This is a genomic window from Burkholderia sp. Ac-20344 (assembly GCF_017104975.1).
Taxonomy (GTDB): domain Bacteria; phylum Pseudomonadota; class Gammaproteobacteria; order Burkholderiales; family Burkholderiaceae; genus Burkholderia.
The window spans coordinates 17,687-38,033 of sequence record NZ_JAAGPP010000086.1 but is presented as its reverse complement, the minus strand read 5'-3'; the positions used below and the strand labels follow the sequence as shown (position 1 = coordinate 38,033).

Here is a 20,347-nt window from a genome sequence, read left to right as displayed (position 1 = left end):
GCGCTACATCCACTACTACAACCACGAACGCATCAAGCTCAAGTTGAAAGGGCTGAGTCCCGTGCAATACAGGACTCAGCCCTTGGGCGCCTAGCCTTTAACCGTCCAACTTCGTGGGGTCAGTTCATCCGGCGCCTTTTTTGTTTTTTGCCGCCTCAAAAACCTGCCGCGCCGATCAATCGATAGTACGGAGTGTTTTCAATGCAACAGCCCTGGAAAGCAGTCGCCTTGTCGGATTTGCCGCTTCGCGAGGACCTCAAGACGCGGCACGCGTACGGGGCGCCGCAGCTCGATGTGCCGGTCTGCCTGAACGTCAACGAGAATCCCTATCCGCCGTCGCCCGCGCTCGTCGAGCGCATCGCGACCGCGGTGGCCGATGCGGCACGCGCCGCGAACCGCTATCCCGATCGCGACTTTGCCGAGCTGCGAGCGCATCTGGCTGCGTATCTGACGCACGACACCGGCGTGACGGTCGACGCATCGAGCATCTGGGCAGCCAACGGCTCGAATGAAGTGATCCAGCAGATCCTGCAGGCCTTCGGCGGCCCGGGGCGATCGGCGCTGGCCTTTACGCCCGCGTATCCGATGTACGACGAATACTGCCGCACGACCTTCACGCGCCTGCATACGTTGCCGCGCACCGGGGATTTCGCGCTGGATCTCGATCAGGCCCTCGACAGCATCCGCGAGCACCAGCCGAGCGTGGTGCTGCTGACGTCGCCGAACAACCCGACCGGCACCGCGCTGCCGGTCGACGATATCCGCGCCATCCTCGACGTCGCGCCGGGCGTGGCCGTCGTCGACGAAGCCTATGCCGAGTTCCGGCGTCACGGCGTCCCCAGCGCGGTCACGCTGCTGCCGGAGCATCCGCGGCTCATCGTTACCCGCACGTTGAGCAAGGCGTTCAAATTCGCGGGCGGCCGCGTCGGGTATTGCGCGTGCACGCCGGCGATCGTGGCAGCGCTGAAGCTGGTGCGACTGCCCTATCACCTGTCCGCCTTTACCCAGGCGGCGGCGTGCGCGGCGCTGGTCGCGCGTGACGAGATGCTGTCGCAAGTCGACGCGATCAAGGCCGAGCGCGATTCGACCGTCGGCTGGCTGCGTGGCCTGGGCCTCACGGTGGCCGATTCCGACGCCAACTTCGTGATGTTCGGCGAGTTTGCGGATCGGCACCGGATCTGGAGCGGACTCCTGCGCCACGGCGTCCTGATTCGCGAGTCGGGCCCGCCGGCGTACCTTCGCGTGTCCATCGGCACCGGCGCGGAGATGGCCGCGTTTCGTGCGGCCCTGCTTGACGTAATGTCGCCCGGATAGGCGACCGGCCATCCGGTCGACGACGCGATGGCGCGCGTGCCGCCGCCGTACCCGACGATGCACTTACTTCATCGTCGCGAACCGCAGTTCCATCGCGTCGATCTTCGTGAGCACCGCTTCGCTGAGCTTTCTGACGTGGCGCGGCACATCGGGCGCCGACAGCAGCTCCTCGATTCGCCCTCGCCAGTAGCTCGGATGCCGCACACGCCCCGCGCCCGACATCGACACATCGTCAGCGTTCGTCTCGCTGTCCAGGAGAGCCACCATTCTCTGGATGTGAAAGAGCTCTCGTTCTGCAAAGTCTCTTGCCAGCATATTGATTGAAATTCCCCCGAAATACGACAGCGGACCTTCCGTCATCAACGCGCTATCGTGTTGCGATGCAGACGACTCACCGCACACGTCGAGCGCCATCGTACGTAGAAGCTGTGTCAGTAAACCGCGTGGGCATTTGCTGAATTCGACGCGGAATGGCGGGCCCATCCGTTTGTTATGGTGACTTCCGGCCCCGATGCCCTGTGGTCAATCGTAGGCTTACCGCCGGGCGATGGCATCTCCCAAAATGGAGATGCGGGGCGATATTGGCGGGCGGCGGTTTCCGGAAAATGCGAGGCGTCGGGAATGGCGCGGCAGGCACGCGGTTGCCGGCCGGCCACACATTCCCGATCGGCTGACTACTCGAACGGCGCGCAGCCGTTGCGCCGCCGCCGGGCGGGCAGGACGCGAGGATTTGCAGCGCGCACCGGTGGAGTGCAGGTTTCGTAGCACGAATGACGACTGCGGGCGCGACCGTGCAGCACCGTATGCCGCAAGCGTCGGCCGCGGCAACGTCCGCGCCCTGCTCGGCGAGCCCGCGCGCAGAATCCCCCGGACACGGGTCGAACGATCATGCGGCCCATTCGCCCGGCCCGCCGCGCGCATTCACATCGCAGATATCGAATACCGCTTGAAGCGCTGCGAGATCCTCTTCGTCGAACAACCTGTCGAGTGCTTTCGGCAGCCGTTTCTTTTTCTTTCGTGTATTGCACGCGCCCGATGCCACTGACTGGCGCGCATTGTCCGGATATCTGAATGTTTCGCGGAATGACGCACCCGCACGACACGCCCCGTTGTCGTCAGAGATCGGCCTCGCCATGCTTCAGCCCGAAAATGAAATCTGCCTCCACCGACGCGCCTTTGGGCAATTGCAGCACGCCGACCGACGTACGCGTATGAAGACCAGCGTCGCCGAGCACCGCATACAAAACATCGGATACGCCATCGGCAACTTCGCTTTGCATCGTGAAGCCGAGTGCACTTCGTACATACACGGTGATGCGCGGCACCGTCGCTATCGCGTCGAGCGTGCCGCAGTGCTTTCTGATCAACGACAGCGCACGCAGCGCCGCTACGCCGGCGGCCCGACGAGCTTCGTCGAGCGAAACGGATTCCCCGACGACGCCCACGAAATGCACCACTTCTCCGATTCGCGGAATCTGGCCGGCAATGTAAGCCGTATTCCCGTCGACCAGAACGGGCGTGTACTTTCCGCCGATCCTGATTTCGTCGTCCGGATTGAAGCCGAATTCGGCCGCGATCCGGCTCAGCTTATTGTCTCTGTTCATTAGTGAATTCCCCGATACCTCATAAAAATGCAAACATTAATTGACGTTTTTCTTCTTGTCTCCAGGAAGAAAACCTGCAGCGAACGGTCAAAGTGACGTGCTGCCGCCGTTAAAAGTTTCCGGGTAATCCTCTACGATTTCTCGAACATGACGCACTTCTCAGGTGTTCGAAGCAGTCCTGCATCGTCTTATCGACGACAAAACACGTAGTCGAAGAGAATTTCCTCAAAATTTCCCGCTGAAACCGCTATCATGTGTGTACTTCAACCTGAAGAGCGATACATGGCAACTTACAAGGAACTGAAAGCCCAAATGGAAGCTTTGGCCGAGAAAGCCGAAGCTGCACGTGCCACGGAATTCCAGGCGATCGTCGACGACATCCGCACCAAAGTTGCGGAATTCGGCATTACCGAGAAAGACATTTTCGGTACACGTCGTGGTCGACCGGCCAAGCAAGCGGCCGCCCCCGTGCAGGCAAAGTATCGCGACCCGAAGACCGGGGCAACCTGGTCGGGCCGCGGTCGCGCGCCTGCATGGATCAAGGACGCGAAGAATCGCAATCGATTCCTGATCCAGGAATAAGATTCTCGACGCGCATCGGCGCACGGTTTAGCGCGCCGCTCTGCTATTTGGGCATCGATACCGGCGGTATTCAAAGACCGTTCCGGTTGATGAAGCTTTGTCTCATTCGGCGCGTAGCGGCATGCTGCGCGCCGGATAGCGCTCCGCCCGATATTTCCTGATTCAACGTTCGTAATAGATCGCAAGCCACACGGATTGCGTGTCTTCGTGCGTCCACGCGACGCGATGGCGGCAATGCGGCTCGATCAGCACGTAGTCGCCGGGACGCATTTCATGGCGCGTCGGGCCTTCTTCGAATTCGAGTACGGCCGCCCCCGACAGCAGCACGACCCACTCGGCGCGTGAGTCGTCATACCAAAAGCCATCTGGGCTCGTGTGACCCATCGATACGATTCGCTCGACGTTCAGACGCTGGCCCGTGACGAGGAGATCGATTTGCTCATCGTCGCCACGCTGGCCTTCGGTGGTGAACAGGTTGCCGGTTTGAAGTTGCATGGGTCGCCTCGTCGGTGGTATTCGGGGGGCTGCGGGCAGATTTGAAGGTGGCGGTCACTGTAGTCCAGTGACCGCCAATACGGCGCCCTTGTTTCGCTGCGAAGGCCGTGGTGGAACACGTCGATCCGTAGTCGACCGAAGCCAGCGTAACGCGCCGAATCCGGGCGAAATCGCGTCAAGCCTCCTGCAAACGTGTCTACGATTCCTGAGCCAAGGTAACGACTCGCCATTACAGCGCCCGCGCCCATTCATTGCCGGGGTGGAGAACGTCGAGACAGCCTTTCAGCCACGCACGTTCGGCAGCCGGCAGTTTCGGTAATGCTCTGTCGAAATCCTGTTGATCCTTCGGGCGCCGGTCCCGAGCCTTGAACAGCAGTACGGCAGACGGGTTCAGATAGGGAACGCCGTCGGCTGTTTTCATCACCATTTCGGCGCGCGGTCGCTTGAACGACGGCGCTCTCTTGTAAGCCCACGATTCAGCCGTTCCCGGTTCGATCATCATATCTATCCGCCAGCTTCCATCCGCACGGTCGAATCCCCAGAATTGCATGACCCCCGCTGGGGCGTCCCGGTTTTCCGGCAACTTTTCGACAACGCCGGCATGCGCAGTGTAGAACGCCAGATCACCGAACGCTCGGCGGAAGGCGCCAAAGTCTTCCCGCAATATGGTGAATTCCAGATCGTCATGCTCACGCGTTTGCGCGCCATGCCAAAGATCGAGGGCCCATCCGCCGACGACACACCAGGGCAAATGGATGGCGCTCAATCGCTGGGCGAGTTCGGCCGGGTGCCATGCTTTCCACGCATCCTGGTCGGGGATGGTCATTTGAGTAGTCATCCTGTTGAAGTAACTTGCGTTGAAGAATGCTGACCGAGTTCGTTAGCCAATGTTCCAATACATCGACACCTCGCAGCGACACCGATGGGCATAACGCGTTGCAAACCGCCATGGATCATCGTCAGTTTCTCATGCCTGAAGAGAGCGGAACTCGAGCCCATGCGGCAGGCAGACAAGACGCAATCATTGACCCGATGGCGGCTGATTCGCTTTCTATACTGTTTACGTTGCCGAGTTATCAAGGGCATGCGTGCGTCAGCAACGCACACGTCCGACAAATCCCGGGGTAAACGAAAACTGCACCGACCGCACACGCTTGTGGCCGGCCGGTGAAGTTCGACCCGTGCATGGACGGGGGCACGGGGATGGGCTCCTTAACCATCGGAGGCAATATGGCGACATACATCGTGTTGATGAATTGGACTGACCAAGGCGTGCGGTCCGTGAATGACACGGTCCAGCGAGCGAAAGCGTTTCAGGAAGGGGCGCAGGCGATGGGCGTCACCGTCGGCTCGCTCAAATGGACACTTGGGCCTTACGACATCGTCGCGACACTCGATGCGCCCGACGACGAAACCGCGACGCGGCTGGGACTGATGCTGGCGCAGTTGGGCAATGTTCGAACCGTCAGTATGCGTGCTTTCGGCGAAGCGGAAATGGAGAGGATCGTCGGCGGCATGAAGTGACGCCTTGACGCGCGAGATGCAACAGTCATCGACAGAGGTGAAACAGGCGTCCTGGAAGCCGGCTGGTTACCTTCGCATCGTGGCGTCACGGGTATTGCTCACGAGCCAGGCGCATAGCGCAGACAAAAGGCCAACGAACGACGCGGGCGGCGAGAGTGTAGCGTGACGCCACTCTCGCGCGCCTCGACATGAGCCAGGCGCCTGCGCCGCTGCGCTCTCGGCGGTTGGTCCGCGACAAGGAACGGCGCCGCGTATACGGAAAGGTTGCAGTGAGCGGGCAGCTTTCCTGCGCGACATCGGCAACCAGATCACTGCCGGCATCCTCGCGACGAAACGCTCGCAATCATCCGCCTAATCCTGCGTGCGATTGCCGGCTCGCAGTCGAGCTGTTTTCATGCTCGCGACCGGCTCATTCGGTCAGCAATTCAGCGCCGAGGCGCGACGAGATCCCGACCAGCTGTTCGGCGGGCTGCGGCCGCGCGAACAGGAAGCCCTGCACCTGGTGGCAGCCGATCTCCTGCAGGAAAGCCAGCTGCTTTTCCGTCTCGACGCCCTCCATCACGACATCGAGCCCCAACGCGCGCCCCATCGCAACGATCGCACGCACGATCGCGTCGTCCGTGCTGCCCGAACCGCAGTCCGCGAGGAACGACCGATCGATCTTCAGCGTATCGACGGGCAGATCCTTCAGATACACCAGCGACGAATAGCCCGTACCGAAATCGTCGATCGCCAGGCTGATCCCCCGCGCCGCCAGTTCTCGCAGCAGGATGCCGATTTCCTCGCGCGTGTTCATCGCCATGCTTTCGAGCAACTCGAGCTGCAGGCATTCGGCCGGCAATGCGGTTTCGCTGAGGATGGTCGTCAAGTCGCTGAGGAAATGGTCGGTAAAGCACTGCCGTGCCGACACATTCACCGACACACGCCCGAACTCGAAACCCTCGTCGAGCCAGCGGCGCGCCTGCCGGCAGGCTTCGCGCAGCACCCACCGGCCGATCGGGACGATCAGCGCCGAGCGCTCCGCCAGCCCGATGAAATCGCCCGGAGGCACCAGGCCCTTGCGCGGATGCAACCAGCGCAGCAGCGCCTCCACGCCGACGATCCGGCCGCTGGCCAGATCGTATTGCGGCTGGTAGAACAGGCGGAATTCGTTCTGCTCGAGCGCGCGGTGCAGCTCGCCGAGCGTCTCCAGCTGTTCCATCGCCGACGACGTCATCCTGCTCTCGAAGAACTGGAACACGTTCCTGCCGCGGCTCTTTGCGCCGTACATCGCCTGGTCCGCGAGCAGGATCAAGTGCTCCGCGTCGGTGCCGTCGTCCGGATAGATGCTGATGCCGATGCTCGGCGTCACGAAGATCTCCCGGCCACCGATATCGATCGCCCGCCCCACTTCGTCGAGCAACTTGCGTGCAACTCGCCCGACGTCGCGGACGTCGTCGAACTCCTCGAGCACGAGTGCGAATTCGTCGCCGCCCATGCGCGCCACCGTGTCGTTCGCGCGCACGTTCGCAACGATGCGCTCCGCGACCCGCTTCAGCACCTCGTCGCCGGCGTTGTGGCCGAGCGTATCGTTGACCAGCTTGAAGCGGTCGAGATCGAGGTACATCACCGCGACCTTGCGACCGTGCCGCTTTGCATGCGTGATCGCGTGCGACAGCCGCTCCTCGAACAGCGCCCGGTTCGCGAGATCGGTGAGCACGTCGTGCGTGGCGAGATAGCCCAGCCGCTCCTCCGCCTGGCGCCGCTGCGTGATGTCGGAGAAGATCGCCGCATAGTGCGAGATCTCGCCGTGATTGTCGCGAATGCTGGTGATCGTCAGGTATTCGAGAAACAGCTCGCCAGTCTTGCGGCGATTCCAGATTTCGCCTTGCCAGTGGCCATCGGTCGTCAGCGAATGCCACAGCTGCCTGTAGAAATCCGGCGTCTGGCGCCCGGAACTCAGCAGGCTCGGGTCACGCCCGATCACTTCGTCCTCGGTGTACCCGGTCAGGCGCGTGAAGGCCTGGTTGACGCGCTCGATCTTCGCGTGCCGGTCGGTCACCATGATGCCTTCGAGCGCCGATTCGAACACCCGATCCGCCATGCGCAGGTTGAAGCGCGCGAGACCCAGCGCTTCGTCGCGCTCGCGCAACGCGCTGCGCAGCTCGTTCGCGTATTCGTGCTCGATGCTCTGCAGCACGTCCGCGAAACAGAGCAGCCCGGTCAGCCTGCCTCCCTCGTCCTGGATGCCGACGTGCCGCATAGCGTGCTCGGTCATGAAGCGCTGCGCCGCATACAGGCTCTGCTTCGCGGTCAGCATCTGCAGCGGCTTGCTGGCGTAGGCCCCGACCGCGCCTTGGGCCCCGCCGTCCGCCAGCAGCCGGACGATGTCCCGTTCGGTCAGGATGCCGTGCTCGCCGTCGTCGTAGCCGACGAGGATCGCATCGAGTCGTTGCGCGCGCATCCGCGCGATGACCTCGTGCAGTTTGACCTGCTCGGGCACCACGACGGGCGGATGAACGCGGATCGATTCGATCGGCTTCAGGTGCAGGAAGAATTCCGGCCCCTGGTTCACGACGACGTCGGTCTGCGTCAGCACGCCGATCGCGGCGCCATCGCGGACCACCACGAAGTGCCGAACGCCCGACTGCTTGAACTTCATCGCGGCTTCGCCCAGCGGCGTATCGGCCTCGAGCGTCAGCACCGGACGGCTCATCACCTCGCTGACGGGCCGATCGAGCCCATGCGGATGGTCGCCGGCCGACAGCGCATCATGCTCGGTCCAGATCCCGACGACCTGTTCATCCTCCATCACGACGATCGAGCTGCAACGCTCGGCGAACATGCGTCGCGCGGCCTCCCGCACCGGCGTGGCCGGCGCGCAGGACAGAATCTGACGCGCGACGAGGCGCGCAATCGGAACATCGTAGCTGCTCGGATACATTCTCTAACCAGGACGAAAAAAACCGCCGGCGCACGTCGATTCCGCAACCTGCGGGCTCGCCCGCGGCGACAAGCACGGTGCGATCTCACTTGCCTCGAATGGTTGCGTACTCATCGAACTCGCAAACGGGGATTTGACCCATCGCTTGAGGCGTCGCGGCGGCGAGCGCGGCACATTGGCCCCGATGCCGCACTTGACGATTCCTTGTCCAGCGGATCCATACGCCGGAGCACTGCCCTTTCAGGGGAAGCCGCCCTGAGTTAACGACAGATTTGGACAAGAGTTGAGTGCCGTGACGATATTCGGGCTGCGGGGCGGCAAATCAAGCGGCTACGGGCCGGGTGACACGTCGATTCTCCGGCGACGTCGCCGCTTCACCCGGCTCCTTGCGCTACGCGGGCGGCGCGACGTGTCATCGTGTTCGGAGCAGCGGCGTATGTCCATGTGATCCCGCTCGCTGAAGGATGGGCGCCGCCCTGAACCGCCCGGAAGTCGCGGCGCCCCAGGCAAGAAAAAGGAATGGCGACCGATGTGTGCTGCGGGAATAAATTCTGGTCGGCACCGGTATCTCGGGGGCGTCACGCCGTTCACCACGCCGAACGTGCCGATGCGCCAAACCCAACCGGAACAGAGAGGCCGCAATGTCACATCCTAACCACATCGCCTATGCACGCTTCGCGATCGCCATGCACTGGTCGATCGCAATCCTGATCCTGCTGAACCTGTCGATCTCGTTCCGTGTCAGGCCGAATGCCGCCATCCTCGCTCGATGGTCCGGCGAACCCAAGTAAGCACGTAGTTGCCTGTCGACCGCATCGAGCAGATCGCTGTTTCGTTGGTTGAACGAGAACGCGCCGAGCGGGAGCCCCGGTTGCTTACCCGCCGTTCCCCGCTCGTGCGGCACGGCCTCGAGCACTGAACCGCCGATCCGATTCGCCACGATACGATTTCCCAAGGCGGTGCTCGCATACGCGTCGATTTTTCCGGAGAGAACAGCATCGATCGCGTCGGCCTGTTGCGCGAAGATGACTATCTGGTCGTCGCTTACGCCGAGTCGTGCTGAATCTGTCCGGCAATGACGCCAAGGCGGGCATCAGGGATGCGGGATGAACGTCTCGGCGAGACGAGCATCCCTGCCGATCGCTTGCGTTGATCCCCACTGAAGACGGTTCGCCGGAATCTGAACGTCTCGTCAAACAGCACTTCGTCACTGCCGGCAGAAAAAACGATCGATTAGGGGAATTTTCAACTCACGACGCTGGCGAGAGGTGAAGCTCTGCCAGCAGAATGCTTCTTTTCCGGAGTAGTGCAGCCACTACTCCGGACTTCCAACCCGGCGATCAAAAGCCGTGGTACATGCCGATGTTGACTTGAACCTGGTTCCCGCCCGATGCGGTGTTGCCGAAGTCGGCAGCCGAAGCCTGCGCGCCCTGAGCATGGACGTAGGCACCCATCGCGTACAGCGAGGTGCTCTTCGACAGCGAGTACGTCGCACCCAGCGACACCTGGTTGATCGAAGCCATCGTGCGGCCTTCGGCAGCTTGCGTGGGCGTGGGCGCGGAGCCGTAGACATACGTGTACCCGGTCGCCAGCGCCAGCGCCGGGGTTACCTGGTACTGCAGGAGGGCACCCAGCACGTTGAAGTGGATCGACGGCTGGCCAGCGTTGCCCTGGTACTGAGCGTTCGAGTAGCGCAAGCCGGCCGTGTACGGACCAATCTGGTATTGCGTCGCGACTTGCGCGATGCCCGCGCTCTTGAACGCATTGCCACCGTTGTAACCCGAACTCGGATAGCCCAGCGCACCACCGAAACTCGGTTGTGCCGTTGCGTTCAACCACCCGTTCTCACCCTGGTTCGCCGCATGGAAGTAGCCACCGGCAACCGTCAGTCCACCTTGAGCGTAGTTCGCGGCCACCGACCACGATTGACCCGAACCCATCGCACCGGCAACGCCGCCGAACGAGTACGCGCCTTCAGCCTGGAAGCCGTGGATGATCGGCGAAATGTACTTCACGGCGTTGTTTTGGTTCGTCGTGTTGTCGTTGTTGTCTACGTCGCCCGGGGTCGAGAAGGTCGACGCCGAAATGGCGTCGCCCGTCAGGCCCTGAACCATTTCCGTCACGGCGTCGAGCTGGCGCCCCATACGCAGGGTACCGTACTGATCGGAAGCGAGACCTACGTAGGCCTGGCGGTTGAAGAGCGAGCGCGTGGAGCCAATGGGCCCCTGGCCGCCTATGCCGCCTGTCGCAATGTTGAAACCGTTTTCGACCTTGAAGATGGCCTTGAGACCGCCGCCGAGGTCTTCCTGCCCTTTGAGGCCCCACTTGTTCGAACCTGCGGCACCGCCATCGAGACCGAACCTCTTGTGGCCATTGATGTTCGAGGTATAGCCGATACCCGCGTCGAGCATGCCATACAGGGTGACCGACGACTGTGCCATTGCTGCCGAAGATGCGGCGAAAGCAGCAACAGCGATAACGCTGACGTTGATTTTCTTGTTTTTCATCTGTCTTTCACTGTCAGGAGTGGTTTCGGGATTGTTTGAAACGGGTTTTGTTATATTCGAATGCAGATGACGGCGCACGGCCTGCGCGTCGTCCCAGCCGCAACGGCCGGCGTCATATTCGCCAAGTCGGCATAATCAATTCGATCATTTCGTCATCCTTACAGTTTTATGCAGGGAGCCCCCTCACGTCTCGACCTATCCGGTACTCCTCCGATTAGAACCATCGCGGCGTCCCTACCTGGACGAAAGCCGCTTCCTTGCTTCCGTTGCCGCTCCAGCTATCCGGCGCCGTGGATTGATCATGTGCCGAATTGCCTACTCGAGCGGATCACCGCGCGGAACCGAACGTTTCTTCGATGGCATTTCGAAGAAGTACTCCATCGTCACGTTCCACGCTCGCGCAATACTCACGCGCGAGGTCAGCGATGACGAAGCCGAACCACGCTCGACCTGCGACAAAGAACGGCCTGGAAATACCGGCCGCCATTGCAGGCTGATTGAGCGCCCGGTTCAGGCGCTGGCGACGGGCGCGAACCTTTTCGCTGAGCGCCAACGCAACCGGGTCGCGCTTTGCAGGTGCGAAAAACCATATCAGGAACATAAATCGTCGTCAAAATTTGTTTGATATAAGTTAATCGCGTTTGATAACCCTGAGCGTTACCGGGATTTCCCTAATAGGAATCGCACCAGGACAAAGCATTAGGGAGATCCGTGCCGTCACACCGAGGCACGATCAGACACAAATCGGGGGTCGAACGGGCGCGCCTATGCGGTGACGGCTAACGGTTTGCGCGTTTCACGTGCACCAACGAAAGTCTTTCGTCATTGCCGGTACCTGAATGAATTCATACCCCATTCGACTCCGCGAGTACGTAGCGTCCGACATCGATCGATTTTGCGAATTGCAGATGAGTTCGCGAGTGGCCCACTATGTGTCGTGACTCCCGCGAACGAGCGCACAATGTGAGCACGCGTTGGCCGATGCAATCACGCAGCAACGTTCCGCGGAGCGGAAACGCTTCTTCTACGCGGTTGAATGTCAGCCTGCGAACGGGATGATCGGGAGTGTCGGGTATACGATCCGCGACTCGGGTTCGGCTGATTGTGGCTGGTTTTTATTACCTGACTTTTGGGGAAAGGGCTATGCGGTTCCCGCGATTCGTGAGCTGCTCGTTCTCGCATTTGGCGCAGACGGGATGGTGAGCATGACGGCGTCATGTTCGATCGCAAATCGATTCGAGACAAGCGGAAGCCATCGAGCGTGCCGGTTCGGCTGCATCCGCGTCACTTCGGCCATCGCCACGACGGCTCGGATAGGTGCTCCGCAAAGTAATCGGACAGCGCGGCCACCTTGGCGGGACGTGCGCGTGCCGACGGTGTGACGAAGTAAAGGCCGCCTTTGGTCAACGACCATCCGGTGAGGATTGCTTCGAGGCGGCCATCGGCCAGATATTCACCGGCGATGAATTCGGGCAGTTCTGCAATCGCGAGGCCATCGAGCAGCGTGGGCAGCAGTGCATCGGCATTCGTCACGCGCAGCGGTCCGGTCGGCACGACCGATTCCTCCTCACCCGCTCCGTTTGTGAAGCGCCACACATCGCCGCGCGCGCGATACGCATAGGAAAGGCACGGCCGATCCACCAGTTCGCGCGGATGCGCGGGCCGCCCTTCGCGCTCCAGATACGCCGGCGACGCCACCACGAATTGTGTGACCGCGCACAGCCGTCGCGCGACCAGCGAGGAATCCGGCAGCAAGGCAATGCGCAGCGCGGCGTCGAAACCGTCGGCGACCAGATCGACTGACGCATCGGAAAGATGCAAGTCGATCGACACGTCGGGGTACGCGCGAAAGAAGCCGGGTAACAGCGGGGCAACCCAGCGCAGCCCGAACAACATCGGCACGGCGAGACGCACCAGTCCGCGCGGCTGCAACGACATCTCGCGCGCGGCGCTTTCCGCCTCTTCGGCCCGGCGATAGATCTCGCCAGCTGTCTCACAAATGGTCCGGCCGAATTCGGTCAGCGAAAGCTGGCGCGACGTGCGATTGAAGAGCCGCGAACCCAGCCGGTCTTCCAGGCGGGCGACGCCACGAGAGACTGTCGCGACGGACACCCCCGTCGCACGCGCCGCGGCCGCGAACGATCCTTCCTCGGCTACCTTCGCGAACATCGCGAGTCCTTCGAAATCAGGCAGCTTTGCCATTACCCCTCATCTTTTCATTTATGCAACGTTGGATTGCAATCAATTCTATTTCGAAATGATTCGGGCGTCGATATTCTCCTCACATCGCAACACGCAACACCGAACGCAGTCACCCACTTATCGAACGGAAGGAGAAGCAAAATGGCACGCAAACTCGACAGCAAGATCGCACTCGTTACCGGCGCAACCAGCGGCATCGGCCTTGCCACCGCCCAACGCTTCGCTGCAGAAGGCGCACACGTCTACCTCACCGGTCGCCGTCAGGCCGAACTCGATGCCGCCGTGAAGGGCATCCAGGCAGTTGGCGGCAACGCGACCGGCGTACGTGTCGACTCCACGAAGCTCGATGAACTCGACGCGTTGTATGCGCAGATCAAGGAAGAACAGGGGCGCCTCGACGTGCTGTTCGCGAACGCCGGCGGCGGTTCGATGCTGTCGCTCGGCAGCATCACCGAAGAACACTACGACGACACCTTCGATCGCAACGTGAAGGGCGTGTTGTTCACGGTGCAAAAAGCGCTGCCGCTGCTGGCCGAAGGCGCATCGGTGATTCTCACCGGCTCGACGGCGGGCAGCGCCGGCACCGCTGCCTTCAGCGTGTATTCGGCGTCGAAGGCCGCGGTGCGCGCCTTCGCACGCAGCTGGATTCTCGACCTGAAGGAACGCCGTGTCCGCGTGAACACGATCAGCCCGGGCGCAACCCGCACGCCCGGCCTGCTCGACCTCGCCGGTGACGACGCCGCGCAGCGCCAGGGCCTGGCCGACTACCTGGCTGCCCAGATCCCGATGGGGCGCCTCGGCGAGCCCGGCGAGATCGCGAGTGCCGCGCTGTTCCTCGCCTCGGACGACGCGAGCTTCGTGAACGGCGTCGAGTTGTTCGTCGATGGCGGCCAGCAGCAGATCTAAGCGCGGCCCCGGCGCGTGGACGCGTTCTTCGGCGACCGCGCCTGCGCCGGACGCGCGGGTGAACCCACGGCACACTGCGTGACCGGATGTCCGTGATGGGTGACGGATTCAACCTGCCACATGCTCAAGCAAATGCTCGACAAAGCGAGTCAGCTTCGGCAGTGGCCGCCGATCGTGCCGATACATGATATGAATCGGGTGTGGCTCGGGCAAATAAGCTTGCAACACCGGCACCAGCGCCCCACTCGCCAGATCGTGCGCCACCAGAATTTCAGGCTGCAACAACAGCCCCGCACCCGCGATGGCTGCCATGCGCAGGCCGTTGCCATCGTCGCACGTGAAGACCGGATCCTGCGAAACCTGCGGCCCATCCCAGCCTCCGAGCTTCCATCCGTTACGGCCGTTCCACACCGAGTGAGACAGGCAGTGATGCAAGCCCAGATCGTGCGGCGTCTCCGGACGCCCATGCCGCGCGAGATAGCCGGGCGATGCGCAGATCACCATCCGATACATGGTCAGCGGCTTCGCGATCAGATCGACATCGCCCAACTCACCAATACGAATGGCCAGATCGAAACCTTCGTCAATCAGGTCGACGACGCGATTACTCAACGCCAGCTCGATGCGCACGAGCGGATACATCTGCTGGAAAGTCGCTGCCAGTGGCGCGACGACACACGCGCCAAAGGTAATCGGCGCACTGATACGCAAGGTGCCTGACGGCGACGCGCGCAATCGTTCGACCGACGTCTCGGCGATACGCACATGTTCAAGCGCACGCTTGGCATCTTCATAGAACACACGCCCCGCATCCGTCAGGCTCTGCCGTCGCGTGGTGCGCTCCAGCATGCGCGCGCCGAGACGCTCTTCAAGTTCGCGCACATACTTGCCAACCATGACCGCCGATATGCCAAGCCGCTGCGACGCTTCGGTGAAGTTGCCTCCTTCCACGACGGCAACGAAGGTTTCCATGGAACGCAGCTTGTCCATATTCCGAACTGGCGATTAGTAGTGTCGGAAATTAGAGCACATTTATCCCAATATTGGTTCGCGGAACAATGGTCGCTCCAACCCGACATCAAAAAGGAGTGGTTCCATGAAGATCGTTGTAATCGGCGCTGGTGGCGACGTAGGCCGTGCTGTGGCAGATGAACTTGCACGTGACGGGAAACACGAAATCATTCGCGTTGGCCGCACGTCCGGCGACCGTCAGGTCGACATCACCCGTGACGAGAGCGTGAGTGCGCTGTTCGGGAAGATCGGGCCGGTCGACGCGATCATCGCTGCCGCGGGCAATGTCATCCTGGCGCCGATCGAAAAGATGACGGCGGCCGAATTCCACAAGGGATTGCAGGACAAATTATTAAGTCAGGTGCGCGTCGCGCTGGTCGGCCAGCACTACCTGTCCGATGGTGGGTCGATCACGCTGACCTCGGGCATCGCGGTCGATGACCCGATTGCACAAGGCGCCAACGCCGCAACGTCGAATGCCGGGATTGAAGGATTCGTGCGCGCTGCCGCATGCGACTTTCCACGTGGCATCCGGATCAATGCCGTGAGCCCGACAGTCCTCACCGAATCCATGGACCGGTTCGGTCCGTTTTTTCCCGGTTGCGAAAGCGTGCCGGCAGCACGTGTGGCAATGGCCTATCGACGCAGCGTGGAAGGCGTGCATAGCGGTCGCGTATATCGCGTTGGTCACTGACGTCGAGGGGGCGCGGGACTGCGCGATACGTCTCGACGCCAGTCATGTCGTCAACGCGTTGGCCGACCGAAACAGCATCTGGCATTGCAGCAGCATGACGACTCGGTGCCGCTCAAGCAGCCGATGTCCGGTCATCCGAGGTTGCGCCAGCGCGAATCCCGGCGGTAATGAAGGTCACCAGATGCTCGGTCTTGCGTTTCAGGGCGCCGGCCTTGATCTTGCCGCCCGAGATACGCTCGATGCGACTGTCGAACGCACTCATCACCAACGCCCCCACCGCGAACAAGTAGGACCAATGAGCATAATTGGCGCTGTGGCCCGGAAGCGCCTTTCTGATTGCCCTGATGAACTCCGCCGCAAACGGATCGAAATGTTCGGCAACGATGCCGCGCTCGGCCTCGCGCGGATCGGACGCTTCGCGCGCAACGAGCTTGGCATACGCAAGCCCGGACTCGGTATTCTGGATTTGCATCACCGGGAGCACGAAGGCACGCACGATATGCTCGAGCGGGTCTTCACCTGCAGCCACGGATTCACGAAGCAAAGCCAACCGGGTGTCCAGCACTGTCTTGCGGCGCTCGAACAGGGCGCGGTACAGGCCCATCTTGGTCTCGAAGTGATACACGATCAACGGCAGCCCAACCTCTGCCGCCGCCGCAATATCCCGCATCGAAACGCCATCGAAACCGCCTTCGGCAAACAGCCGCTCTGCCACGTCGAGCACCCGTTCGCGCTTGCTCGTCTCGACCGTCTGTTGCGCTCCCTTCCCGCCCCGTACGCCGGTCGCCCGTCCCGTGACTTCCTTCGATTGCATGGTGTCTCCGCTGTCCTGTGACTCGATTGCCGCGAATGCCATTCCGTTCATTACGCGCCGCCAGTTTACACCAACACGACACTGACTGTACGATCGTACAGTCTGCATAACTTGAACGTTGCTATGCGGCGTCGGTGGTAAGTCCCCCAAACCAGGAGCAACCGCACATGACACGACGCTTCGTCGATCTTTCGATCTATCTGGAAAACGACGTCATTTCCGATCCACCGGGTTACGGTCCCAAGATCCAGTATCTGACGCACCGGAATACGGCCAAAGCCGTTACGGCCTTCTTTCCAGGACTGCAGGAAACCGACCTGCCGGACAACGAAGGCTGGGCCATCGAACACATCCAGTTGAGCACACACAACGGTACTCATCTGGATGCGCCCTATCACTTCCACAGCACGATGAACGATTCGACGGGCGAGCGGGAGCGCTCGATCACCATCGACGAAGTGCCGCTCGATTGGTGCTTCCAGCCGGGAGTCAAACTTGATTTCACCGGCTTCGACGATGGCTACGTCGTGACCGCTACCGACGTTGAAGTCGAGCTTGCACGCATCGGCCACGAACTCAAGCCGCTTGAAATCGTCGTCGTCAACACGCGTGCAGGCAAGCGCTACGGACACCCCGACTATGTTTCCTCGGGTTGCGGCATGGGCTTCGACGCGACCATGTACCTGCTCGAGCGAGGTGTCCGCCTGACCGGCACCGACGCGTGGAGCTGGGACGCGCCATTCGCACATACCGCAAAAAAATATGCCGAAACGCGTGATGCCTCGCTGATCTGGGAAGGACACAAGGCCGGCCGCAAGATCGGCTATTGCCACCTGGAAAAACTCCACAATCTCGAGGTGCTGCCACCTCACGGCTTCTTCATCTCGTGCTTCCCGCACAAAATTCGGGGCGCCTCCGCCGGCTGGACTCGCGCAGTCGCGATTTTCGACGACGCCCTCAATGCAACAGCTCGCGACCTGCATCGAACCGTATAGGCGAGGAGCCTCAATGGAACTGAATCACACACACGACGTCACTCAATGCAGCTGGCTGGAAGCGGCCAACGTGGCGGGGACCGACTTCCCCTTGCAGAATTTGCCTCTCAGCGTGTTTCGCCGCCGGGGCGGCGGCGAAACCTGGCGCGGCGGGATCGCGATCGGCGACCAGATCGTCGACCTCGCTGCGTTACAGCAGGCGGGCTGCATGGACGGTCTGGCACTCGAGGCCGTGCGAGCGGCAACGGCAACCACACTGAATGCGCTGCTCGATATGGGGCCGGCCGCCTGGCAGGCATTGCGCCACTCACTCTTCGAATTGCTGCGAGCCGGCAGTCCGCATGAGCCGGGCGTACGGAAAACGCTGGTATCACAAGCGGAAGCCGAGTACGCCGTACCCGTGCGCATCGGCGACTACACCGACTTCTACACCTCGCTCGATCACGCGGTGAACTGCAGCCGCCCGCTCGGCATGGCGATCAGCCCGAATTTCGACTGGTTACCCATCGCTTATCATGGCCGCGTGTCGTCGATTGACGTCAGCGGTCAGCAGGTCTACCGGCCCACGGGACAATACCGCCCAAATCCGTCCGCCCCTCCCGTTCACGACGCATGTCGCCGGCTCGACTACGAGCTGGAACTGGGCGCGGTGATCGGGGTCGGCAATCCGCGCGGGACTTCAATCCCGCTGCGTGAGGCCCAACGGCATATTTTCGGGCTCTGCCTGCTGAACGATTGGTCCGCCCGCGACATCCAGTCGTGGGAGATGAACCCGCTCGGGCCATTCCTCTCGAAAAATTTCGCGACGACGATATCGCCCTGGCTCGTAACCCTCGAGGCATTGCTGCCGTACCGCACCACGTGGTCACGCGCCGCCGAACGCCCGCAGCCGCTCGACTACCTGTCTTCAGACGACAACAGCACGGCGGGCGCGTTCGACATCCAGCTGGAGGCGTCGATCCTCAGCGCGCGTCAGCGCGCGCAAGGACTGCAGCCGCGTACGTTGACGCACACCAGTTTCCGGCACCAGTACTGGACGCTGGGGCAGATGATCGCGCACCACACGATGGGGGGCTGCAACCTCCAGCCTGGTGATCTGCTGGGAAGCGGCACCATCTCCGGCCCGTCATCGGGCGAAGCCGGTGCGTTGATCGAACTCACCGCAGGCGGCGCGCAACCCGTGGATATCGGCAATGGTGAAAGTCGCACGTTCCTCGACGACGGCGATACCGTCATTTTCCGAGGCTGGTGCGAACGTGATGGTTTTGCACGAATCGGTTTCGGCACCAACCATGGAACCGTGTTGCAGGTGCCGGCCAAGGAAAACGCTCATTGACCGCAAGTCATCTCGCAACCGGCCACTGATTCAATGCGAGGACCACGTTCGTGGTCCTCGTGCTTTGAAGCGCTCCACCGGTGGACTCGCAGTGTCCGCGCACCGTGCTTGAACACAGCACTGCAATGCCAGGACGCATTCGTGAAATCGCCGCCAGCAAATAACGCTGGCGGCGATTTCACGGCATGTATTTTTCGGGTGCGCTAGAAGAGGTGACGAACACCGACGACGATGCCCACACTGCTGCCGGTTGGCTCATACAGCGCACCATTCACGGTGAACCCGGTGTGCATCAACCCGTGGTTGTTCACGCATGCCACGACGCCATACAAGGTCGTGCGTTTCGACAGGAAGTAGTCCAGCCCGGCAGACGCCAGTAAAGAATGGTTCGCCGAGTCGTTGCTGTCCCGCATGTACCAAACGCCTACGTCGCTGGACAGTGCCGGCGTGATCAGATATTCGCCACCCGCGGCGTACACTTTCTCGTTGAATGAGCCGGCAATCTTGTAGCTTGTGTACGATCCCTTGAGTGTTGCGCCTCCCCATCTGTAGCTCGCGCCGATCGTTCGACCGCTGAATTCGATCGTCGATGGGAATGGCGTAGAAACGCTGGCTGACCCGCCGGGATTTCCACTGAAGAGGGCAGCGTTCACGACCAGATCTTTCCATTCGTATCTCACGCGAGCCGCATACTGGCGCCCTGCCTGAAATCCCTTCGGATCGCCGCCCAGCGCAAGCAATGCACTCGCCTGTATGCCGGCGATTGTCGGGCTCGTATAGGACACGGCATTGGCGACGAAAATGCCGGTCGCAAAAAAATTGCCCATGTAAATTCCGGCCTGGCTCCCGAAGAACGACGCATGCCGTGCGTCCGTGTCGACGATCGCAAGTCCGAACGGCGAGTACTGCAGGCCGGCCTTGACGGTACCGAAGTGTCCGGAGAGCCCGACGAAGGCTTGCCGCCCGAAGAGATTCCCGTTCGAGTTGCCCAGTGCCCCATTGTTCGTCGTAAAACCGCTTTCCAGCGTAAAGATCGCCTTCGTACCTGCTCCCAAATCCTCGGCACCGGTGATACCGAAGTGAGAACCCGAGATCCCGCCATCCGTTGCCGATACCCGATGCGGGCCGCTCGTACCCGTTCCAGCGTCGAAGGTACGGCTCGTGTACATCACGCCGGAGTCCACGACACCATACAATGTGACGTTACTTTGCGCATGCGCTTTTGACGGTAAGCCCAATACTGCGATCGAGATAGGGATCAGCAGCATCGGGCAGATTTTCTGCATCTTGCTCACGGTTTTATTTCTCCTCCATTCATGCAGGACTACAAAGTAATTGAATAAAAATATGCCTCCATGTGGCACTCGACGTATGGCGATCAAATGAAACCGGGCCGTTGGTTTTGCTTGAACCGTGCGGGGTTCGGAATTGATGTCCCTC

The 20,347-nt window shown here is 61.4% G+C and carries 19 protein-coding genes and 2 pseudogenes; 8 read left to right on the top strand and 13 right to left on the bottom strand.

Translation table 11 applies throughout. The annotated features are described in order from the left end of the window. Together G3N64_RS24290 and G3N64_RS24285 are read left to right on the top strand one after the other, a co-directional pair. Positions 1-94, top strand: a 94-nt coding sequence (locus G3N64_RS24290; RefSeq protein ID WP_143281221.1) for an IS3 family transposase, incomplete at its 5' end; no start/stop codon positions are given. A gap of 107 nt (positions 95-201) precedes the next feature. Then, complete coding sequence (locus G3N64_RS24285) at positions 202-1,314, top strand: histidinol-phosphate transaminase (RefSeq protein ID WP_205786182.1); 1,113 nt, start codon at positions 202-204, stop codon at positions 1,312-1,314. A gap of 63 nt (positions 1,315-1,377) precedes the next feature. On the opposite strand, the gene G3N64_RS24280 is transcribed toward G3N64_RS24285, so the two are convergent. The 3 genes from G3N64_RS24280 to G3N64_RS24270 form a co-directional block, all read right to left on the bottom strand. Continuing rightward, positions 1,378-1,629, bottom strand: coding sequence for a hypothetical protein (locus G3N64_RS24280; RefSeq protein WP_205786186.1), 252 nt, complete (start codon positions 1,627-1,629; stop codon positions 1,378-1,380). Between the two features lie 571 nt (positions 1,630-2,200). Beyond that, positions 2,201-2,449, bottom strand: coding sequence for a hypothetical protein (locus G3N64_RS24275; RefSeq protein WP_205786181.1), 249 nt, complete (start codon positions 2,447-2,449; stop codon positions 2,201-2,203). Continuing rightward, positions 2,430-2,918, bottom strand: coding sequence for a RidA family protein (locus G3N64_RS24270; protein ID WP_205786185.1), 489 nt, complete (start codon positions 2,916-2,918; stop codon positions 2,430-2,432). The genes G3N64_RS24275 and G3N64_RS24270 overlap by 20 nt, the downstream gene beginning before the upstream one ends. Positions 2,919-3,200: 282 nt before the next feature. On the opposite strand from G3N64_RS24270, the gene G3N64_RS24265 reads away from it, so the two are divergent. Next, positions 3,201-3,500, top strand: coding sequence for an H-NS histone family protein (locus tag G3N64_RS24265; RefSeq protein WP_205786180.1), 300 nt, complete (start codon positions 3,201-3,203; stop codon positions 3,498-3,500). 162 nt (positions 3,501-3,662) lie between these two features. Here the strand turns inward: G3N64_RS24265 and G3N64_RS24260 are convergent, their stop codons facing one another. Further along, positions 3,663-3,995 carry a cupin domain-containing protein gene (locus tag G3N64_RS24260; RefSeq protein WP_205786179.1) on the bottom strand — a complete coding sequence of 111 codons (333 nt, stop codon included), beginning with the start codon at positions 3,993-3,995 and terminating at the stop codon, positions 3,663-3,665. Positions 3,996-4,224: 229 nt separating this feature from the next. Then, positions 4,225-4,821: a hypothetical protein gene (locus G3N64_RS24255; RefSeq protein WP_205786178.1), complete on the bottom strand. Its 597-nt coding sequence runs from the start codon at positions 4,819-4,821 to the stop codon at positions 4,225-4,227. Between the two features lie 404 nt (positions 4,822-5,225). Between G3N64_RS24255 and G3N64_RS24250 the strand changes: the two genes are divergently transcribed. After that, positions 5,226-5,519 (top strand): GYD domain-containing protein, encoded by a 294-nt coding sequence (locus G3N64_RS24250; protein WP_205786177.1) that lies wholly within the window; start codon positions 5,226-5,228, stop codon positions 5,517-5,519. A 409-nt stretch (positions 5,520-5,928) separates the two neighbouring features. Here the strand turns inward: G3N64_RS24250 and G3N64_RS24245 are convergent, their stop codons facing one another. The 5 genes and pseudogenes from G3N64_RS24245 to G3N64_RS24220 form a co-directional block, all read right to left on the bottom strand. Then, positions 5,929-8,442: an EAL domain-containing protein gene (locus G3N64_RS24245; RefSeq protein WP_205786176.1), complete on the bottom strand. Its 2,514-nt coding sequence runs from the start codon at positions 8,440-8,442 to the stop codon at positions 5,929-5,931. 664 nt (positions 8,443-9,106) lie between these two features. Further along, a pseudogene (locus G3N64_RS39875) lies at positions 9,107-9,540 on the bottom strand (hypothetical protein); the annotation flags it as partial. A gap of 242 nt (positions 9,541-9,782) precedes the next feature. After that, positions 9,783-10,949, bottom strand: coding sequence for a porin (locus G3N64_RS24235; RefSeq protein WP_205786174.1), 1,167 nt, complete (start codon positions 10,947-10,949; stop codon positions 9,783-9,785). Between the two features lie 214 nt (positions 10,950-11,163). Beyond that, positions 11,164-11,550, bottom strand: a pseudogene (locus tag G3N64_RS24230) (helix-turn-helix transcriptional regulator). Between the two features lie 683 nt (positions 11,551-12,233). Continuing rightward, positions 12,234-13,151 (bottom strand): LysR family transcriptional regulator, encoded by a 918-nt coding sequence (locus G3N64_RS24220; RefSeq protein WP_205786172.1) that lies wholly within the window; start codon positions 13,149-13,151, stop codon positions 12,234-12,236. A 141-nt stretch (positions 13,152-13,292) separates the two neighbouring features. Here G3N64_RS24220 and G3N64_RS24215 point away from each other — a divergent pair, with 141 nt between their 5' ends. Then, positions 13,293-14,057 (top strand): SDR family oxidoreductase, encoded by a 765-nt coding sequence (locus tag G3N64_RS24215; protein ID WP_205786171.1) that lies wholly within the window; start codon positions 13,293-13,295, stop codon positions 14,055-14,057. Between the two features lie 108 nt (positions 14,058-14,165). Here the strand turns inward: G3N64_RS24215 and G3N64_RS24210 are convergent, their stop codons facing one another. After that, positions 14,166-15,047, bottom strand: coding sequence for a LysR family transcriptional regulator (locus G3N64_RS24210; protein WP_205786170.1), 882 nt, complete (start codon positions 15,045-15,047; stop codon positions 14,166-14,168). A 106-nt stretch (positions 15,048-15,153) separates the two neighbouring features. Here G3N64_RS24210 and G3N64_RS24205 point away from each other — a divergent pair, with 106 nt between their 5' ends. Continuing rightward, positions 15,154-15,762: a short chain dehydrogenase gene (locus G3N64_RS24205; protein WP_205786169.1), complete on the top strand. Its 609-nt coding sequence runs from the start codon at positions 15,154-15,156 to the stop codon at positions 15,760-15,762. 112 nt (positions 15,763-15,874) lie between these two features. Here G3N64_RS24205 and G3N64_RS24200 read toward each other — a convergent pair whose 3' ends face one another. Beyond that, positions 15,875-16,576 (bottom strand): TetR/AcrR family transcriptional regulator, encoded by a 702-nt coding sequence (locus G3N64_RS24200; RefSeq protein ID WP_205786168.1) that lies wholly within the window; start codon positions 16,574-16,576, stop codon positions 15,875-15,877. 167 nt (positions 16,577-16,743) lie between these two features. On the opposite strand from G3N64_RS24200, the gene G3N64_RS24195 reads away from it, so the two are divergent. After that, complete coding sequence (locus tag G3N64_RS24195; protein WP_205786167.1) at positions 16,744-17,571, top strand: cyclase family protein; 828 nt, start codon at positions 16,744-16,746, stop codon at positions 17,569-17,571. Positions 17,572-17,584: 13 nt separating this feature from the next. Further along, positions 17,585-18,907, top strand: coding sequence for a fumarylacetoacetase (fahA, locus tag G3N64_RS24190; RefSeq protein ID WP_205786166.1), 1,323 nt, complete (start codon positions 17,585-17,587; stop codon positions 18,905-18,907). 203 nt (positions 18,908-19,110) lie between these two features. Here the strand turns inward: fahA and G3N64_RS24185 are convergent, their stop codons facing one another. Continuing rightward, positions 19,111-20,193 (bottom strand): porin, encoded by a 1,083-nt coding sequence (locus tag G3N64_RS24185; RefSeq protein WP_205786184.1) that lies wholly within the window; start codon positions 20,191-20,193, stop codon positions 19,111-19,113. Positions 20,194-20,347 lie beyond the last annotated feature (154 nt).

Excerpts from the sequence above, each read along its gene's own strand:
- G3N64_RS24285 (WP_205786182.1), top strand. The coding sequence starts at position 202 with ATGCAACAGCCCTGGAAAGCAGTCGCCTTGTCGGATTTGCCGCTTCGC.
- G3N64_RS24280 (WP_205786186.1), bottom strand. The coding sequence starts at position 1,629 with ATGCTGGCAAGAGACTTTGCAGAACGAGAGCTCTTTCACATCCAGAGA.
- G3N64_RS24275 (WP_205786181.1), bottom strand. The coding sequence starts at position 2,449 with ATGGCGAGGCCGATCTCTGACGACAACGGGGCGTGTCGTGCGGGTGCG.
- G3N64_RS24270 (WP_205786185.1), bottom strand. The coding sequence starts at position 2,918 with ATGAACAGAGACAATAAGCTGAGCCGGATCGCGGCCGAATTCGGCTTC.
- G3N64_RS24265 (WP_205786180.1), top strand. The coding sequence starts at position 3,201 with ATGGCAACTTACAAGGAACTGAAAGCCCAAATGGAAGCTTTGGCCGAG.
- G3N64_RS24260 (WP_205786179.1), bottom strand. The coding sequence starts at position 3,995 with ATGCAACTTCAAACCGGCAACCTGTTCACCACCGAAGGCCAGCGTGGC.
- G3N64_RS24255 (WP_205786178.1), bottom strand. The coding sequence starts at position 4,821 with ATGACCATCCCCGACCAGGATGCGTGGAAAGCATGGCACCCGGCCGAA.
- G3N64_RS24250 (WP_205786177.1), top strand. The coding sequence starts at position 5,226 with ATGGCGACATACATCGTGTTGATGAATTGGACTGACCAAGGCGTGCGG.
- G3N64_RS24245 (WP_205786176.1), bottom strand. The coding sequence starts at position 8,442 with ATGTATCCGAGCAGCTACGATGTTCCGATTGCGCGCCTCGTCGCGCGT.
- G3N64_RS24235 (WP_205786174.1), bottom strand. The coding sequence starts at position 10,949 with ATGAAAAACAAGAAAATCAACGTCAGCGTTATCGCTGTTGCTGCTTTC.
- G3N64_RS24220 (WP_205786172.1), bottom strand. The coding sequence starts at position 13,151 with ATGGCAAAGCTGCCTGATTTCGAAGGACTCGCGATGTTCGCGAAGGTA.
- G3N64_RS24215 (WP_205786171.1), top strand. The coding sequence starts at position 13,293 with ATGGCACGCAAACTCGACAGCAAGATCGCACTCGTTACCGGCGCAACC.
- G3N64_RS24210 (WP_205786170.1), bottom strand. The coding sequence starts at position 15,047 with ATGGACAAGCTGCGTTCCATGGAAACCTTCGTTGCCGTCGTGGAAGGA.
- G3N64_RS24205 (WP_205786169.1), top strand. The coding sequence starts at position 15,154 with ATGAAGATCGTTGTAATCGGCGCTGGTGGCGACGTAGGCCGTGCTGTG.
- G3N64_RS24200 (WP_205786168.1), bottom strand. The coding sequence starts at position 16,576 with ATGCAATCGAAGGAAGTCACGGGACGGGCGACCGGCGTACGGGGCGGG.
- G3N64_RS24195 (WP_205786167.1), top strand. The coding sequence starts at position 16,744 with ATGACACGACGCTTCGTCGATCTTTCGATCTATCTGGAAAACGACGTC.
- fahA (WP_205786166.1), top strand. The coding sequence starts at position 17,585 with ATGGAACTGAATCACACACACGACGTCACTCAATGCAGCTGGCTGGAA.
- G3N64_RS24185 (WP_205786184.1), bottom strand. The coding sequence starts at position 20,193 with ATGCAGAAAATCTGCCCGATGCTGCTGATCCCTATCTCGATCGCAGTA.